We start from the raw sequence: 17,977 nt of genomic DNA, 5'->3' as shown, positions 1-17,977 counted from the left end.
GCCTGGTAGGGACGCGGATCGATCACGAACAGCACGTCGCCCTTTTTGACTTCGGCGCCCGGCTTGAAGTTGACGGCGGTGATGTAGCCGGAGACGCGCGGACGGATCTCGACGCGCTCGACGGCTTCCAGGCGACCCGAGAATTCCTGGGTTTCCGCAATCGGCTTCTCGAGCACGGCGGCGGCCGACACCGGCGGGCCGGCCTGTTCCTGCGTCTGTGCTTCTGCCGCCTTGCCCGTGGCGTCGGAGCAGCCGGCTAGGCTCGCACTCAGGGTGACGCAGCCGGCGGCGCCGAAGACCAGCATTAGGGAAGGCATTGCCATCCAAATTTTTTGAAACGCGCTCATGTTTACCTCCGATGTTGAAATTACAGTTCTGTTATATTGCTAAATGTGAAATGGATTGTTCGCGCCGAGCGTTGCTTCGCGTTCGATTAAGCGGGTCTTTCTTGCGCGCACATAAATTTCGTTAGTGAACGACATCGAAGTGGCTTCGTTGATGACAAACTGTTCCTTGCGAATTATGAGCATCAGCTCGACACCGGACCGCACGACGCTCGGGGCACGAAATAATCCAACATCTAAAATCGGGTTCGTCATGCGCTTGATAGCCCGATGGTTTTACTCAGTAATGTTGTTGAGGTACTTGACCGGCCGCACGATGATTGGGATGGCCTTCTTAGAAAGCAGCATTCGGCCCGGCTCGGACAGCATCGTCTCCAATGCAGTACAACCGTGGCCTTAACGGCACCCGAACCACCGGAAGGCAAAAATTTTATTAAAAGGTTTCCCGCTTTGCACAAAAAACTAACACCATTGAATACGACACGTTTCGCTGATTTCAGCGAAGTCATTGGCTCTGGGGGCATTGGTATTGTATGGCTTGACACAGACGGTCTTTCCATTGAGCACGCGCAAGAATGGCACAAGTTGCTTTCCGACGAAGAGCAACAAAAAGCACGACGCTTCCGATACGCCACTGATCGCCAAAGCTATATTGCTGCGCATTCACTGCTGCGCCAAGTCTTGGCGTCCTTGTTGGGGTGTCCTCCACCTGAAGTGGCTATCGGAAAAGACCTGAACGGGAAACCTCGGCTCTTAACGTCGGCGGGAACAGCTACTATCCATATGAATCTCAGCCATACTGACCATCGGGTTGCGGTCGCATTTTCTCGTGCCGCAGCCGTTGGTATCGATATCGAATCAATCAACAGAAAGCTGACAGCGGAAATTTGTCAGATGTTTTGCTCCAAACGAGAAGCTCTGGAAATTGCGGAGCTACCAGATGCCCTACAGGGCAAAGCCTGCATGGAACTGTGGACCTTGAAAGAAGCATTGGTCAAAGCCACTGGCCAAGGCTTGTGCCCAAAGATCACGGATATTTGTTGCGCGCGCAATCCGCCCCGACTGCGCCAAACAGGGCCCTTACCAGGGAACCCGTCGGAATGGAGTTTATATCAGGGACTACTCCCCGACGGGTTCGTATGGGCGGTTGCGCAGCATAGCCCCTCGGCCGTCATTACGCTGTGGTCGATTGACCCTGCCTGCTTGTCGGCGGCTCCGCCACCAGATCGGCTAGTATATTAGTCGCTTCGGTATTACGTGCACGAAGATGCTCGATCAGCGCCGCGCAATGACCCTTACCCTGATTTAGGCGGAAACACGACTTAATATCTAGATCGTAGAGCCGGTAGCCGGCAATATGTTTGAGGTATTCGCCCGACAGTTCTGGTGCAATGTCGTTCAATGTCCAGGTCGAGCCGGGAATCACCTGTTGCTGGAGCCGTGCGATCATGATATTTACGTCGTCGACCATCGTGTCGTAGTTACTGGGCTCGAGGCGACCAGATATCTCTACCGAACAATATAACCATGTGGGAATCCGATGCCGCACACCAAACCATTCAGCAGGCACAAAGCTGTCCGGCCCCATCACAGTCATTGTCGCGCAATTGCCGCTAACAAAGCTAGAAAGCATCTCATTGGCTCGCGCGATATGACCGGTGACAAAAAGTTTGCCTTCTTCATCTTCACGCAGATCAAAAGGTACTGGCGAGCTGAATACCTTACCGTCGCGATGTGTCGCCAGCACGCCAAACGATCGGTTGTCGACAAAAGCACGCACCGAATCGATGCTAGGCAAGCTGAACTGTTCTTTGGTATACATGGTAAAACATCCGTATTCTGGCTGGCGCAGAGTCAGACTTCGCCCCGAGCCGGGTAGTCGTTCGCGATAACCCATTTGATGGTTTCAATCGCTTCTTTCAGGTTTGGACGCATGAAGGGCATCGTGGTCTGGATGGCGGCATATAGGGTCTGGTCCGGACGCAAAATRAACATTGCCGGCTCGCCAAATTCGTTAGGCTGGCCTTCGCGGATGGCCTTCGAAATGTAAAGACCCCAATCCCGCATCGAATCCAACGTTTGAGAATACCCGATCGGAACATTTTTAATATCCCATTCGACCAGTGCCTTGCGCGCACGATCAACGTCGTCACCACTGACCGCAATGACCTCGCTCGCACCCGCCGCGTGGAATTCGGGAATCAACCTATCCAGTTCGGTAACGTATTGCTTGCACAGTGGACAATGCACACCGCGATAGAAGACTATCACCGTAAAGTGTGTGGGCTTTCGCTCGTCAATCGACCATATCCCGCCTTGCACGAGGGGGACGCGGAGATTAGGGGTTTTCTGTCGCGGCTTTAACACGGTGTCGAATCCTGAATGTTGGTGAATTAAAAATGGGGCGCTGAGGCATCTCGATCATCCCTCTGCATAGTCCGATGGCATTATCCAGTATCCAGATGCTTACCTGTCACTTGACAGGCGTCGCATCTAGCACACCGCGTGTACCCAATTGGACATGCGGTATTTTTTCGGGATGCCGGACAATCCGTCAAGTCTTGTAAAATGCGTTGATCTCAACGTAACCGTAAGTCAGATCACAGGTATAAATAGTGTCCGAGGCCGTGCCGGCGGCCAGATCCACTTCAATATGTATTTCATTTCCCGTCATATGGGCATGCAGCTCTTCTTCGCGGTCATGCGCTACCGGGTCACCGCTGCGGGCCACCGGGATACCGCCCAGGCTGATGGACATATTGCGCTTATTTACAGTAGCGCCGCTCTTGCCAACCGCCATGATGATGCGTCCCCAATTGGGGTGGCCGCCAGCCATGGCCGTCTTGACAAGAGGCGATCCGGCAATGGACCGAGCGGCGCTCAGCGCTTCGGCGTCGGTACGCGCCCCCTTGACATCGACCGTGATGAACTTGCTGATACCCTCGCCATCGCGCACGATCAGCAGTGCAAGCTCCTTGAGGAGATCGTTAAGCCCTGCCGAGAAAGCAGCAAGATCCTCGCCGGATAATGGCTCGGCCGTGGACTGGCCCGTAGCGAAAAGTAGCAGCGTGTCGTTTGTCGACGTGTCGCCATCGACCGATATCTTGGAGTACGATTTCTGGTTGGCCACGTTCAGGCAGCGCTGCAAGTCACCCGAAGTAATCTTCGCATCCGTAAAGACGAAGGACAGCAGGGWTGCCATATCCGGCGCTATCATTCCCGCACCCTTCGCAAGACCGGTGAGCACAACTTCCCCTTGCGAGGTTGCAATCTTGCGCGACGCCGATTTCGGGAACGTATCGGTCGTCATAATGGTTCGCGCAGCCACTGCGCCGCCATTGGCATCGAGTCGTTCAGCCAACTCGCCGAGGCGCGACACAATTTTCTCCGAAGGGAACGCGCGCCCGATGATCCCGGTTGCCGCGGAATAGACCATCTGCGGCGAGCAGCCGAGAAGATTGGCGACCGCCGCCGACGTGTCGCGTACGACCGCTTCACCGATCTTTCCGGTAAATGCATTCGCATTCCCCGAATGCACGATCAGTGCCCTTGCCTCACCCAGCGGCAAATTGGCTCTGCAAGCATCCACCGGTGCTGCTGCAGTGGAGGAGCGGGTGAACACGCCAGCTACAGAGGTACCTTCGGCCAAGGCCACCAGCAAAAGATCATCGCCACCGGATTCCTTGAAACCACAACGATGCGTCGCATAGCGCACGCCGCGGACGGGGAGGGGTTGATGCTCGGTTTTTGGAGCAAAAGGCGAAACCACGTTCATTTTTCTTTTCTCTTAAGTAGATACATGTCCAACCCAACCGCCAGCCAGCCAGCCGCACCTAACGTCAAAGGGAACAAATAAAGTCCTATCAAACCATCGGTACTTAGATAAACTTGCTGCGCAGCGAAGGGTACGTGGCACGGCATTCAGATGACCGCCTATCTCGGTGATACGTCTCGCATCCTATGCGCCGTGCGCTTTACCTCGACCAACCGTCACGGTTTTCGAGGTACGCCATCATACACTAAGTTTGCTTATCGCCATCGCCGTTGTCGAACCGCCCTCCGGTAATAACGGAATGTCTTCTGCAATTCAGGCATTAGCCAAAATATTGCGGGCCTTGAGTGCAATCCGTTCAAGGCGGCGGCGAGAGCCGTAACTGGACGGATTGCGTCCGTGACAGACAAGGAAATTATCGATGATCAGCAGATCGCCGACTTGCCATTTATGCGCGTATAGAATATCGGGAGCGCGTAGCGCTTTGTCGATCCGCTCCATCAGCGAGCGGCTTGCATTCGCATCGTACGCGACCACACTCGCCGCATAGTTGCGACGCTCATCCTCAGGGTCATCCAGCGCCAGGTAAGGAATCTCTTCACCTGTTTCCGGGTGGCGAGCCAATGGCGGCAGACGGATGTCGGTCTCATTTTCCCGCAGTTTATAGTAGCCGGAGGTTAATGGGCGATAGCTGAATTCCACATTGCGCAAAATATCCAGAAGATCAGCGGGGATCCTCTTCATGAACCGGCGGTTATCAGTAAGCAGTGTTTCGCCACCCGCATCTGCAGTGGTTTCCAAGCAACGGAACACCAGAAATTGCGCATTGTTGTCAGCATTCAAGATCGTGTCCTGATGCAGCGGCATTGACGCGTTGGAGAACTGGCTTTCTGCCGCATCTTTTTGCGCTTCCATATTTAGCACTTTGCCGAAACCATACTGGACATGCTCGCCGAGACGCGTGGCCAATGCCTCGAAGTCGGGAGCGTCGTAATGCGCTCCGCGAATCAGCAGCCAACCATGCTTGAAAACAAGCTGGCGCAGTTCCTCATTCGAAAGCGCTTCAATCCCGGCGCGGTTCTCCAGCTGGACGCCGAAAGTTGGATTGTTTTCCATCGCATTTCCTCTCTACGGTTGCCTGTTTCGTCAAATCTCGGCCCTGAACCGGGCAAGCGCTTTTTTCGGGTCGAATGTTTGCGAATCCAGCTTGCCGCTGACGGCATCGCGGTAAAGACCGTAAGCGAACAGTTCCTTGGCTTGCGCGTTGATTTCCATGCCAAGCGTGTCTGACAGAATGTCCTCGACGGACGAGCCGTGGTGAATAGCGATCTTCTTGCGCCACACTGTCTGCTCTGGAAGGATGCTTTGGCGCTCGGCGAAGGTGCGCAGAACGATTTTCACTTCATTGTCCGAAACCTTAAGCTCTTCGGGCAGATCCAGGCAGTAGCCCAGGAAACGAGGCGTCCAGAACGGATGACGGATCTGCATTCCCATCATATTGGCCCCTACTGGCGAGAATTCGCCGCTCCAGCGCGTGCGATACACCTGTGCCCACAGCTCCTGGTTGACCCCGATCTCGGGCAGATTACCCGGAATCATCGTACCCCCCAGCAGTAAATCGGCACCATAGCCCGTTACAATCAGATCGGTCTTGCCTTTCAGGCGCGCCATCAGGGCAAAGAGGCTGGCTTGCACTTCTGCGGCATACCCATCGAAGATGCCGTTGTAGTAAATCGCGTCGAACATGCCAGACAAAATATCATCGGTGCTGAGTTCGACTTCACTATGCGAAGATCCGATATGGTCGGCGACCCTCTTGGAGGGTACGTATTCGTTCGAACGTTGAGTCCCCAGGGCAATGGTACTGAGCGTGCTGAAGCGCATGCCGTATGCGGCCACCAGACTGGAATCGATACCGCCCGAGAGTGGCACATAGGTACGGCCCTCGCCTTCGCAGGCATTGCGGATCGCCGGAATCAACATCTCTTCCAAAGCGCGGACTCCCTCATCCAGATTGACGACGCGGTCTGTCTTGCGATGGAGCACGTGGAAGCTCGCCGAGGCGAGATGACAATGACCTTGGCCGTCATGCAGGATCTGCAACGCGGTGCCAGGCTTGATGCGACTGATGTTTTTGATGGGCACATAATTATCTGCACGCGATCCGCCGCGCAGTAACTCGGACACGTCGTAGAACTCCGCTTCGAATCCCGGCTTCAGGGCGGCCAATCGGGGATTTGGCGCAACCCATGGATTGCTCCCCTCGGTTACGTAAAGCGGGTATTGCCCAAGGACATCCACAACCGCCGTCAGCGCATTGCTTTCCGCATCATCACAAAACAGGACAAAGGCGCCGTCGATGAATGACAAGCCCGCCATGCCGAGCCGCGTGATCAGCATTACCGCCAGTTCCGCATGCGAGGCATTCAGCGCTGCACTGTCAAACATCGCGAGCATCTGGCGCAGCTCGCCATGGTTGGCGATGCTGCCCAGCAGCGCGTAAGACCGCGCCCCGGATTGCGCGAAGCTTGCACAGGTCGCCTCATTGGCGCTGGCAAGGCAAACGTTGCCGAACTCAATGAGCGGCAGGTTCCAGCCCAGTTTTGCAGAGGCCTCGGACAGTGCGCCCTTGTCGTTTTTTCGGGTAAGAATGAAACTCATGTTTTTGTATTCCCTGACTAAAAAGAATGTTGAGGAGCCCTCTCGAGCAGGACGGCGCTCCACTGAAAGACTCCGGAGGCAACCATCAGCAGCTGGCTTCCGGGCGCATGCGCTCCATCGGCGTAATCCACCAGGTTGATGAGGTTGTCGGCAGCAAAGCAGTGTCCAGTACGGGCAACATTTCCAAGAAAAATGCGTTCCTCGGGAACACGCGTTGCCAACGAAAGAAGCTCGGCGCTTTGTCGCGTATAGGTATTGGGGATGAGCTGGTCGATTTCCGCCGCCATGCCTCGTTCGGGCATGACGGCGCGGGCCGCGCGGCGCAGGCCCTGTACCGACAAGGCAAGTCTGGCATCGATATTCACGGCTTCGGTAGCATCCTTGACGATGACCGGCGCCGAAAGCAGGCGCCACCCGCGAGACTGCGGCGCCAATCCCTGGCGGCACAGCGCTACCGCGTCGCCAACCAGGCCGCCGCCGAACTCGGCGCGAATCTCGCCACCCACCGCGTCCACGGCCCGGTCTGCGGTGACAAGCAGGACATCGCGCCCGAGTTCAGCGTGCAGATAGGCCCACCCGAGCCTTAAAACGTGATGAAAATTGGTGCAGTCGCCGCTGTTCACAAACTGCATGGGCAAAGCCGCCAACGTCGCGCTGCGGGCCAGTCCGCGCGTGATGGCACCGATATCGGCATTGTTGAGCGAATTGGAGACGACGACGATGAAATCGGGGGCCCCATGCTGGTCGATATGCGCGCACAAGAGCTCGGGCAAAAGTTCGGACAGCGGCGTGTCGATCCGGCTCACGGTCGCCAGTCCCTGCTCGTGCAGCGCGTCGCGTTCTTCTCCGACCAGGGGCAGCTCGTCCAGTGTGACCAGATGGCCCAGGTGGTACTCGCATCGGGACAGGAAAACCTCGCGCGGCAAAGTCATGATTCCTTCTCCAGCAATGCGCACAGTGCACCGACGTTCAGAGCGTGGAGGCCATCGGCCATAAGATCGATATCCAATGCATCCTCGATCAGGCCAATGATCCTTATCTGTTCGATCGAACTGAAACCAAGTTCCTGCCCGATGACATCGGCAGAGGTGAGGACTTCGTCAAAACCGGGACGGACCTGCTGCAAAATGGCCTGCAGACGTTGCATACCCCTTGCCCCGGCTTTGGGCGCCGCCACAATGTGACGACATTGCTTGGCAATGCTTGCCAGCGTTGCGCCGCGCAAAATGGTGTAGTGATCGGCGTCCAGGACAATCCGTTCCACCTGGGCGAATATCGTTTCCAGCCCCGTTTCCCTGCCTGGCGCATGGGCGGCGACCATCAGCGTCGCGCGCGCCGCGACGGGCAGCGGCACATAGGATTCCAGAGCCTGGCGATGCGCAGAAAACACCCTCGCCGCGGCGACCGCGAACGCTGCCTCGGGAGTGCTGTCCGGGTCACAATCCAGAAGCCGTGACATGGCTCCGGCATCGCCGTTCGCCAACCGGATATCTTCCAGAAAGGCAGCCCTGTCGTCCGCTTGACGCCCGTCGCCACCGCAGGCKGCAAGGCGGGAGTCGATTGCCACGATGCCTGCCTGCCTGTCGCCCAGCGCGCGGGCGACTTCAATGGCCACCAGCCCACCCATCGACCAGCCCACCAACAACGGCTTTTCATCGGGGAGCGCGGCGGCAATCATCCGCGCATAGGCCTGCCCCATCTCCGGGATGGAACGGAACGGCATCTGCTCCCCATCCAGGCCCCGCGCCGTGACAGCATGGATGTGGAAGCTGGGGGCCAGCAGGGAAATCAACTCGCTGTAGCATGCGCTGTTCCCGCCGATAGGCGGCAGCAATACCAGAGCCTGGGCGCCCTTGCATCCGCCAACCGGGCGCAGGCAGGTGCCGTCATCGGTCTGTGCGCTGTCGAGCATCGCTCCCAGCTTGCGGATGGTTGGACAAGAGGTCAGATGGGCGAGAGTCAAGCGCCGCCCCTCGAACATGCGCGACAGGCGCGCCATCAGCATCATGCCCGTGAACGACGTTCCTCCCAACGCGAAGAAATCATCGTCAATGCCTGGCTCCGGAATTTCCAAAAGTTTGGCCCATTCTCCGGCCAGTTTCTTTTCCAGGTCGTTTCGCGCTGCCTGCCGCGCGGATGCCTCGTCGATCGCCAGGAGATCACGCGCGCCCAAGCCGAGCAGCGCTCTCCGATCCACCTTGCCATTGCTGGTCAAGGGCAGCCGTGCGACTTCGAAAAGCCGTGTCGGGACCATGTACGCTGGGAGCCGGGCCGACAACTTGTGCATCAGGCCATCCCTGTCAAGCACCATGCCCGGCAGCGTGACCACGTAGGCATGCAGCGCCTTGCCACGCGGTTCATCCGCCCCGATGACAACCGCATCCTCCACCATTGCGCTGGCGATCAGCGCGGCCTCCACCTCGCCGCATTCGACCCGATAGCCCTGGATCTTGACCTGGCTGTCACGCCGCCCCAAAAATTCGATGGTGCCATCCGGCCAGTAACGCCCCAGGTCCCCGGTCGCATAAAGGCGCATGCCGCTGTACGGGTGATAAATGAAGCTTGCCTCGGTTTTCGCCTCGTCGCCCCAATACCCCTCGGCCAGACCCATTCCAGCAATGAATATCTCGCTCGGCTCGAACGGCAGACATTGCCGGCCATTCCGGTCCAGCACATAAACCGCCTGCTCGCRCATCGCCCGCCCATAAGGTATCGTGGCGGTCTCGCTGCCGGAATCCTCGATGTCGTGCAGGATCGACCAGATCGCCGCCTCGGTCGCACCTCCCATGGCAACGATGTGCGCCTCCGGCCTGATCTGCCGGATGCGCGATGGCAGGTGCGATGGGACCCAATCGCCACTCAAAAAGACCAGGCGCAGCCTGCGGAACGCACAATCGGTCGCACTGTCGATCGCCAGCTGCATCAGTGCCGGGACCGAATTCCACAGCGTCACCCCGTGCAGGTGGCACATATCGAGCCAGGCTGGCGGGTTACGCTCATCGGCACCAGAAGGTAGTACCAGGGCTCCGCCGGCCGCCAACATGCCAAAAATGTCGAACACGGAGAGGTCAAAACTGAGCTGCGACAGGCCCAGGCAACGATCCGTCGGGCCGATGGCATAACGGTCGAGCAAATCGCGGATGGTGTTCAGCGCGGCTCGGTGACTCATGGCCACCCCTTTTGGCGTGCCCGTGGTTCCCGATGTGTAGAGAATGTAGGCGCGCTCGCTACTGCGCGGGGAGATGGCGGTCGGGTCTCCTCCCGGTGCCCGGCCGCCGTCGAGGACGAGGATCCGCGCACCCTCCAGCGCCTTGCCCAGTACGGCGTCCGATTCCGGCCCGGCGCTACTGAGAATGAGCCGCGCGCTGCTCGACTGCAGAATCGTTTTCTTACGTAAGACCGGCAAGGAGGGGTGCATCGGCACATACACCATGTCCGCAAGCATCACGCCGATCACGGCGACGATTTCGCGCCAGCCTTTTTCGGTATGGATGGCGATCCTGTCCCCGGATTGCCCGCCCTCTGCACGCAAACGTTCTGCCAGGTGCAACGCCTGCAGGAACAGCTCGCGGTACGTCAGACTTGCCTCTTCGGTAATAACGGCCAGTTGGTCCGGCTGCTCCGTGACGTTACGCAGGAAGCCATCTTCCAGCCGCTCGCCCGGACGGGTCAGCAACCCCATTGCGGGTGCTTCCGGCCAATTGCCTTTTCTTCCAGGAAAAATTTCAGCCCAGGCTATATCGCTCTCGGCCAGGGCCACCAGCGCCGCGTGATATGACGCCAGAATTTCCTCCGGCACCCCGGGCGTATAGATACCTTCCCGATAATCGATATTCAGGATCGCACCGTTGCGGTGTTCCAGGATCTGGTGATCCAGATGGACCTGCGGTACCGACAAACGGCCCGAACTTGCAACAATGTCGGCCGCATCGCCGGCAATATCCTTCGCCAGCGTAAAGGTCACCGGAAAGGTCGGGCCGTCGCTATAGCCGTGCTGCCGCCGCCAGGCCGCCGCCACATCCGTCCCGCTGAAGTTCATATGCGTCCGGTCGCGCCAGAGCTGCCGTTGCAGCAGCATCGCATGGCTCTCGAAATCGGCCTGTTCGCGCCGGTCTACCTCGAGACACAAGGTTTCGCCGAAATTGCCCAGGCAGTCAGCGGCGCGTTCATCAAAGCTGTCGCGGGCCGAAATCAAGCAGGTCAACGTGAAATGTTCGCTCCCGCTGATGCGGGCCAGTGCGCATGCGAAGGCCGCCAACCCGACGCTGGCCACGGTGAGTGAGCGTTTTGCCGCTTGTGCCTGCAAACTGGACCATGTCTGTTGCGACAGCTCGGCGTGAATATGGCGCAAATAGCTTGCGGTGTCTTCGGTCGTGGGGGGGTTCACACGCTTAACCTGGGGCAGTCCGGGTGCTGCCGGCAAACGGCCGAGGCGTTCAAGCCAGTAACTGCGATCGCGCTCATACTGTGTCACGGTGCGGCGCTTGTGCCATTGCCGGGCGTAGGTGGTGAAATCCGCGGGCTCAGCTAGTTTCGTGTCCCCCTTCGCTGTTGCGAGGGCCAGCAGTTCCTGAATCAGACGCTGGGTGCTTGCCGCATCGAATCTCCACAGTGGCAGCGTGAGAAAGAGATGGCTCTGCGCTCCCGCGCGCGCCAGTCCGATCGAAAACGATGCTCCATCGAATCCGAAACGGACGCCGGCCATCGCCTCGCGAAAGGCCTGCAGTTCTCGCTCGGCGTCGGCCCCTTCGGCAGTGCAGTCCAGAAAGGCGAGCTCGGGTACCCGGTATTCGGTGTCCGCCTGCAACATGCCGACCTCGTCGATTCGCAAGCGCAGTATTTCGTGGCGCGCGACGACGGTCTCCACCGCCTGCTGCAGTTGGGCTGGATCCAGCATCGCTACCTGCAATTCCATCATATAGACGGCAGGGGCAGAGCTGTCCAGCCCGCCTTTCTCGCCAATCCAGTACGCGCGCTGCATGGGCGCGGCATGGGTTGAGCCGGATTCACGCACCGCGCTACTCAGGGACGGTCGGGCCGGCATGGCATTTCCCATAGGACGGGCCCTACCCCCGCCATCTTCCGTCGTGCAAGCATCGGGAACGACGCTTCCGGCATCGACGAGGTGCAGGTTCGATCCGGTGTCCATGCCGGTACCCGCGCGGCTGCCTTCAATCTGCGCGATCAGTCGTTCGATCGTAATTCCATCGGTCAGCTTACTCAGATCGAAATCCATGTTGAAACGGTTTTCGATATCGCGGAGCAAGCGCACGGCCGTCAGGGAATCGCCACCCTCGGCGATGAAATCTGCCTGCAGATTGGCCGTGGGGCCGAGATACTTGCGCCACAGCTCCACCACCTCGGTTTTGCTATTGCTTGCTGCCTGGACCATATTAACTAGTGTGTGAGTCATATCGAATTATTGTGAACATGAGAGCGGACGATCATTTCCTGTACCCGCTCGTGTCCAAGAAAATTCAAGGGGCTGAAAGATGCGCCGTAGGCGCCTGAATTTGCGATCACCACATAATCGCCAATGCGAGGTTCCGGCAAAACGACATGGGTGGCAAACCGGTCGACCGAGGTGCAAAGGGGGCCGACCACGGAAACCGTCTTCGTTCTGCGCTGCTCCAGCCCCGCGCCGCTCAGGGACACGCGGGCGTTGGACGCCGCAGCGCGCCCGAACACCCCGGCCGCGAGCATGTTGTGGTTCAGCCCACCTTGCAGGACAATGAATTCTTCGTCTCCCACTTTTTTGCAGTCGACGACCCGCGCGACGTAATAACCCGCCTCGGCCACCAGATAGCGCCCCAGTTCCAGAATGAGCGAAACCCGGCCATCCGCAGGCAGCAAGCGCCCGGTCCACTCCCGCATGGCTTGCCCCATCGACAGCAGATCGAACGTGGGATCTGCCTCGTAAAAACCTACAGGAAAGCCGCCTCCCAGATTGACGAAATAGCGTTCCAGTCCTATCCCAGCGGCCAGCTCGGCGGACAGCGAAAACAGTGCGGTTTGGATCCGCACGAGTTCAGCCACGTCATAAAACTGCGATCCGAAGAAACCGTGGAAACCTTCTATGCGGGCGTCACTCTCCCGCGCCACCTGCAGAGCCCGTGGCAGCTGGGCGGGCTCGAAACCGAAGGGCGAATGGTCATAGCGCCCAAGGCCCAGCCCAGACACAAGGCCGACCGGATTGATGCGGAATGCAACGCGGGGTTTTTTCCCCATTTGTTCGGCAACGGTGATCGTCTGCGACAACTGCTCGGACGACTCGAGGTTGACGATCACGCCGGCTGCGACGGCTGACCGGATGTCCTCCACGTTTTTGCCTGGGCCGGTAAACAGGCAGGCGGCCGGTGCGACCTGGGTGTTCAGGACCGCTTTCAGTTCCCGGCCGGAGGCGACATCAAAACCATCCACCAGCGCAGACAGCTCATGCAAAAGCGGTGGAAAAGGATTCACCTTGGGCGAATAGTAGAGAGACACGGTGTCCGGCAGATGCTGCCGCAGTTCCTTTATCCGCTGCCGTACCCGCTCCAAATCATAGGCATAAAAGGCGCCCCCATCCGCGCGTGCAGCAAGGTCCTCGATCCTATGACCGGCTATGTGCTGCGTGATCGGCAGGGTCGACGGCCCCTTATTGCGAGTAGAAGGAAAAACAGCCATCTGGCTCATGCGACAAGTTCCATGATTTTGGTTTCAACAAGATCGGCGAATAGCTCGATGCCACCTTCGTCGGCAAAGGTCGTTTCGCGGTGCAAGTAAGTAATCAGAAAGTCGTCTCCCTTCAACTGCACCTCGCCCTGGATTTGAAACCTCAGCGAGCGCCCGAGCGGATGCGACCCCATCGGGGTTGCCGCCGCATAGGGCATCCCAGGTGGCAGCTTGTTCTGGTTAAAAAGAGCCGTGGACAATGGGAAGAAATAGGGGTCGTCGGCAGCTGGCAGGTCGCCCATCCGTTGATGAAATTCATATTCGGAGTACGCTGCAGCGTCGTTCAACTGGCCCTGAAGCCGTGCCGCGAAGCGCCCGTCCCGCCCAATGGTGTCCAATGCCAGCCGCACGATGCCCATGGAAAAAAACAGACCCATCGTTTCGGCAAAACATGGCAAACCACGGGCCTGCATCGGCACAATGATGGCCGGCGCCGCGTTGCCCGAACGTGTTCCAATGGCTTGTATAAATCCGGCAAGTAATATGGTGAACGGCGTGCACTGCCACTCTACGGCCCTCGCTCGCACTGCCTGCACCACGCCAGGAGCGAAGGGACGGGTAAAAATATAGCCTTGCGGGTCCCTGCCAGGCAGGCGGCGCTCATTTACGCGGACAGGGCGGAAGTTCTCGAGCAAGCTGAGCCAATAGGCACGCTCAACCTGTTGGCTGCTCCGGGAACGGCGATGCTGCCAAGCAATAAAATCACGGTATCCCGCAGTCGGTAGCGGCAACGCATGCCCGCTGCCATTCAAGACCGCTTGCAACGCATGTGAAAACATGTTCAGCGACGGCCCATCCATGATCAGATGATGCGTCCACAGCACCAGCCGCCGGTCCTTGCGCCCTTGCACGATGGCACAGCGCAACAACGGCGCCCGTGTCAGGTCGAATAGGCGGCGGCTACCTTCGGCACGCAGCTCGGAAAGTTTCTGCTCGAACGCGTCGTCGGCCAGCGCACTGAAATCATGCATTTCTACCGACATCGACTGGGCAAAATCAGCCTCGGCACAAACGATGTGCTGCGTGTCAGAAACGGCCCCGTTCGGGAATTGCAGCCTCAAGACATCATGGCACTGCGCGAGCGAGCGTATCGCCGCGCGCAGCACGTCCGGCTCGACTGCCCCTACCTGGGCGATGACACGGGAAAGGATGCACCAGTCACGATCTCCTTCGGCCATGCATACGGCGCGATACGCAAGCTGGCGCGGCGACAGTTCGATGCACGCGGCTTCGTTCCGCGGGGCCGCGTCGATGCGCTCTTCCGGCGCATCGCTTACCATCTCCAGGTGGGTCAACGCTTCCGCTAGTTCACCGACGCGGGCATGGGCCAGCACGTCCGCCGGGCCAACATTCCTGCGCGTACGCACAGTGAGTTCTGCAGCGATTTGGGCGGCGAGGATCGAGTCTCCACCCAGCTCATAAAAGTTATCTTCCGTGCCGATCTCCACGCCGCCAAAGGTCCGGGTAAAGACCGCCAGAACGTCATTGTCATACTGTCCGACATGCCGCTCTTCCATCGTCGTCTCATGCATGGCGAGCCGCATCGCCGCGGCCTTGTCGAGCTTGCCATTCTGCGTCACGGGAAGCGCCTCGACTGCCACGATCCGGGATGGAATCAATGAAGGATGAAGCCGCTCGGCCAGAGCCCGGCGGATACGTTCGGGGGGCAACGCAGGCATGCCTGCTTCGGCGACATAAATCGCATGGACGGTCTTGGCGCTGGCTTCCACGACGAAGGCAAACGCCTCGGCAATCCCCGCCAGGGCAGATATTGCAGCGGAAATTTCCGCCGGATGAAAGCGGATACCGGCTATCTTCGACTGGCCATCGGTTCGCCCCAGGATTTCCAGTACCCCGTTCGCAATCCGCCCCAAGTCCCCGGTCGGATAAAAACAAGGGCCGTGGACCGCGTGGGGTGAGGCCAGCGCGCTGTCACGCCATCCGCGCTCAACCGTACCGAAGGTGGCATAACGAGTATCAATGAACACCGTCCCGGTCTCGCCATCCGGCAGGGGCAGGCTATCCTGGCCCAAAATCACGGCAGCACTGTCTGCGATTGGCCTGCCTACTGGCAGGTTGTCGGTGTGCGGCAGATCCTTGGGCAACCGATAGTAGAACCGGGCCAGCGTAGTTTCGCTCGGGCCATAGAGATTGACCATTTCGGCCGCAGGAGCGTGCCGCCGCCAACGCGCCACCAGTTCCGACGATAACGGCTCACCGGCGAAAAAGATGGTTTTCAGCGATGGGAGCTGCCGGTTCTGTCGTTCCAGCGCGCGGCCCCAATGCCGCGCCAGGGTCGGTACGGCATGCAGGCGCGTGATCCGGGCATCGTGCAGAACCCGCATCAGCGCATCAGGCTCGCCGCGTAGCCCGGGGTCGGTCAGCACCAAGGTACCGCCTGCACTCAAAGCCGTCAGCACTTCGCGCATATACGGATCGAAGGATGGGCTGGTCAGAACTGGAACACGGTCCTCCATGGTGAACGCGAATTCTTGCCCCTGCCAGTCGATGAAATGACTCAAACTGTCCGCGCGGCCCAGCAATGCCTTGGGTTTGCCGGTCGTCCCCGATGAAAACGTAACGTAGGCTGCGCCTGCCTTGTCCGTAAGCCGGCGGGCCCGCGGCGCTGCCAAGGGCCCGGAAGCGTCTCCCAACCGCCAGACGGGTACAGCCAGCCCGGTTTCGAGCGGTGTCGCCGCAAGATCGACAAGTAGGCCGATCCAGTCGTGCCCCAATATCGCGCTCTTACGCTCGATCGGCAGACCTTGATCTATGGGCAACACTACATGCCCGCGTGACCAGATCGCTAGCAGCAGAAAAAGGAAGTCACGATCGACCACGCCATGCACAGCCACCACGAGGGGCCCTGGCTCGGAATCAGGCAAGATGTCACGCAGGTGACCGACCCGTTCCGCGAGGGTCCGATAGGTCACGCTCCCGTCTGCATCCTCGATGGCGGTACGACCGGCAAGGGGACCGTGCGCATGGCGCAAGATACGATCCACCACCGCAAATTCAGGTTTGCCAAAGTCACTCATGCCAACTGCAACCGTCCCGACAACATTTCCTCGCCCAGATGTGATGCCATCTGGTGGCGCCGAGGTGGATGAAACTGCATGGCCAAGCAGACATTCAGCAACAGCATGGGCAAGGTTGACAGCGCGTAGCCCATGGCGCCCACGTGGGAAAAACAATCCGTGGCGGCGTGAGTAACGATTCGCTCTGCGGCAAAACGAATGCGGAACATACGAGCGAGAAGCTGCTGATCAAACGGACGGGTATCCAACTCCGCCGCAATCGATCCAACAAGTGTCCGGAGCTCTTCCACCTGGATTCCCCAGTGTCCTAAATCGGCTTGCACTGGGTTGCGGATCGTTTCGATCAAGGCAACCAGAACACCGGTATAAACGGCGCATGCCGAAAGATTGAACCAGCCATAGCAAGCCAAGGCGAAGCTGCTTGCCCCACTCTCAGTACCGAGCGGCAATAACATCTCTGGCGCCACGATAGCGTTTTCCATCTCCACCGCATGACTTTCAGCTGCCATCAACACCGGGTTCTTCCAGAACAGCTGATGCCGCACCCCCTCCTGCTTTGCATCAATAAAAAAATGCATCAGCTGATCGGGGTACGGGCTATCGCTGGAGCCGACGGCCATCCCGGACAGATGGGTCATGGACTGGCTCAGCGAACAAGGTCGTTTGATACCGTTCAGGCAGAGCGCGTCGTCCACGCGCGAAAGCGTCACGGAGGGCCGGAACATGGGCTGTTCCAGCTTGGCTTCCGCACCGCCAGACGCCAGCAGCAGCGTTTTCTGACTCACCAGGACTTCGAAGATCTTTTCGGCGGTTGCGTTAGTGCGCGCTTCCGATGCAAGTGCCGCCAGCTTGTAATGGTGCATACAGCTGGCCACGGCCATCGATGGCGCACGACGGCCCAACGCAGTCTGGACCCGGACAAAATCCGTGGCTGACGCACCCTGCCCTCCCATCGAACGCTCGATAAGCAATTTGGAGATCCCGCGATCGCGCAGTAGCGAGATCGCGGTCCCGTCAGGCTCTTCCAGCCGCTCAATGCCCAGCTCTGCCAGTTCGGCATCCAGGCCTGGGTAAAATCCTTCCAACGTATCAACTTCACGGTTAAGAATATTCAACATATCGCTGTTTTTTCTTTTAGCCGGACGACCCTGTCTCTACCGCGACCGGACGTTGCATTTGGGATGTCAAAACCTTGCCGATCGAGTTACGCGGCAATGCCTGTAAGGTCACCCACTCCAGGGGCCGGCAATACGGTGCCAGCTGTGTTCGGGCAAATGTTTTCAGCCCATCCAGGTCAGACGCTCCATGCCACACGACAAAGGCGACGATGCGTTCGCCCTCTACCGGATCGGGAAAGCCTACGACCGCCACCTCGCGCAGTGCGGGGTACGACATGAGCGCCTCCTCGATCATCGCCGGGGCCACCTTGTTTCCACCGACGTTGATAA

13 protein-coding genes and 1 pseudogene are annotated in these 17,977 nt (G+C 58.8%); 1 reads left to right on the top strand and 13 read right to left on the bottom strand.

What is annotated here, in order from left to right:
* Together AC1DYX_RS15260 and AC1DYX_RS15255 are read right to left on the bottom strand one after the other, a co-directional pair.
* Positions 1–317 (bottom strand): annotated as a pseudogene (locus tag AC1DYX_RS15260) (efflux transporter periplasmic adaptor subunit); the annotation flags it as partial.
* Positions 318–386: 69 nt separating this feature from the next.
* Positions 387–599 (bottom strand): hypothetical protein, encoded by a 213-nt coding sequence (locus AC1DYX_RS15255; RefSeq protein WP_477260194.1) that lies wholly within the window; start codon positions 597–599, stop codon positions 387–389.
* A gap of 15 nt (positions 600–614) precedes the next feature.
* On the opposite strand from AC1DYX_RS15255, the gene AC1DYX_RS15250 reads away from it, so the two are divergent.
* Positions 615–1,586 carry a 4'-phosphopantetheinyl transferase family protein gene (locus AC1DYX_RS15250; protein WP_477260192.1) on the top strand — a complete coding sequence of 324 codons (972 nt, stop codon included), beginning with the start codon at positions 615–617 and terminating at the stop codon, positions 1,584–1,586.
* On the opposite strand, the gene AC1DYX_RS15245 is transcribed toward AC1DYX_RS15250, so the two are convergent.
* The 11 genes from AC1DYX_RS15245 to AC1DYX_RS15195 all read right to left on the bottom strand — a co-directional run.
* Positions 1,519–2,166 (bottom strand): FMN-binding negative transcriptional regulator, encoded by a 648-nt coding sequence (locus AC1DYX_RS15245; RefSeq protein WP_477260190.1) that lies wholly within the window; start codon positions 2,164–2,166, stop codon positions 1,519–1,521. The genes AC1DYX_RS15250 and AC1DYX_RS15245 overlap by 68 nt on opposite strands.
* A 32-nt stretch (positions 2,167–2,198) precedes the next feature.
* Positions 2,199–2,711 (bottom strand): peroxiredoxin-like family protein, encoded by a 513-nt coding sequence (locus AC1DYX_RS15240; RefSeq protein WP_477260188.1) that lies wholly within the window; start codon positions 2,709–2,711, stop codon positions 2,199–2,201.
* Between the two features lie 187 nt (positions 2,712–2,898).
* Entirely contained in the window at positions 2,899–4,119 is a 1,221-nt protein-coding gene (gene argJ / locus AC1DYX_RS15235; RefSeq protein ID WP_477260186.1) for a bifunctional glutamate N-acetyltransferase/amino-acid acetyltransferase ArgJ, read from the bottom strand.
* Positions 4,120–4,431: 312 nt separating this feature from the next.
* On the bottom strand, positions 4,432–5,232 hold the full coding sequence (locus tag AC1DYX_RS15230; RefSeq protein WP_477260184.1) for a TauD/TfdA family dioxygenase: 801 nt from the start codon (positions 5,230–5,232) through the stop codon (positions 4,432–4,434).
* Between the two features lie 30 nt (positions 5,233–5,262).
* The gene (locus AC1DYX_RS15225; protein ID WP_477260182.1) at positions 5,263–6,777 is read right to left on the bottom strand and encodes a carbapenam-3-carboxylate synthase domain-containing protein; all 1,515 of its coding nucleotides are present in this window, start codon (positions 6,775–6,777) and stop codon (positions 5,263–5,265) included.
* A 17-nt stretch (positions 6,778–6,794) separates the two neighbouring features.
* Positions 6,795–7,709 (bottom strand): hypothetical protein, encoded by a 915-nt coding sequence (locus AC1DYX_RS15220; RefSeq protein ID WP_477260180.1) that lies wholly within the window; start codon positions 7,707–7,709, stop codon positions 6,795–6,797.
* The gene (locus AC1DYX_RS15215) at positions 7,706–12,169 is read right to left on the bottom strand and encodes an amino acid adenylation domain-containing protein (protein ID WP_477260178.1); all 4,464 of its coding nucleotides are present in this window, start codon (positions 12,167–12,169) and stop codon (positions 7,706–7,708) included. The genes AC1DYX_RS15220 and AC1DYX_RS15215 overlap by 4 nt, the downstream gene beginning before the upstream one ends.
* Before the next feature lie 17 nt (positions 12,170–12,186).
* A complete protein-coding gene (locus AC1DYX_RS15210; protein ID WP_477260176.1) occupies positions 12,187–13,452 on the bottom strand; it encodes a type III PLP-dependent enzyme domain-containing protein in 1,266 nt (421 codons plus the stop codon).
* Positions 13,449–16,529, bottom strand: a complete 3,081-nt coding sequence (locus AC1DYX_RS15205) for a non-ribosomal peptide synthetase (protein ID WP_477260174.1) — start codon at positions 16,527–16,529, stop codon at positions 13,449–13,451. Before AC1DYX_RS15205 ends, AC1DYX_RS15210 begins: the two co-directional genes overlap by 4 nt.
* Complete coding sequence (locus AC1DYX_RS15200) at positions 16,526–17,647, bottom strand: hypothetical protein (protein WP_477260172.1); 1,122 nt, start codon at positions 17,645–17,647, stop codon at positions 16,526–16,528. Before AC1DYX_RS15200 ends, AC1DYX_RS15205 begins: the two co-directional genes overlap by 4 nt.
* Before the next feature lie 16 nt (positions 17,648–17,663).
* Positions 17,664–17,977: AMP-binding enzyme (locus AC1DYX_RS15195; protein ID WP_477260170.1), on the bottom strand; the 314-nt coding region annotated here is incomplete at its 5' end.

The organism is Massilia sp. P2_C2, from assembly GCF_056404615.1.
The sequence above is the reverse complement of the archived record's forward strand: the minus strand, read 5'-3'. Positions and strand labels throughout refer to the sequence as shown.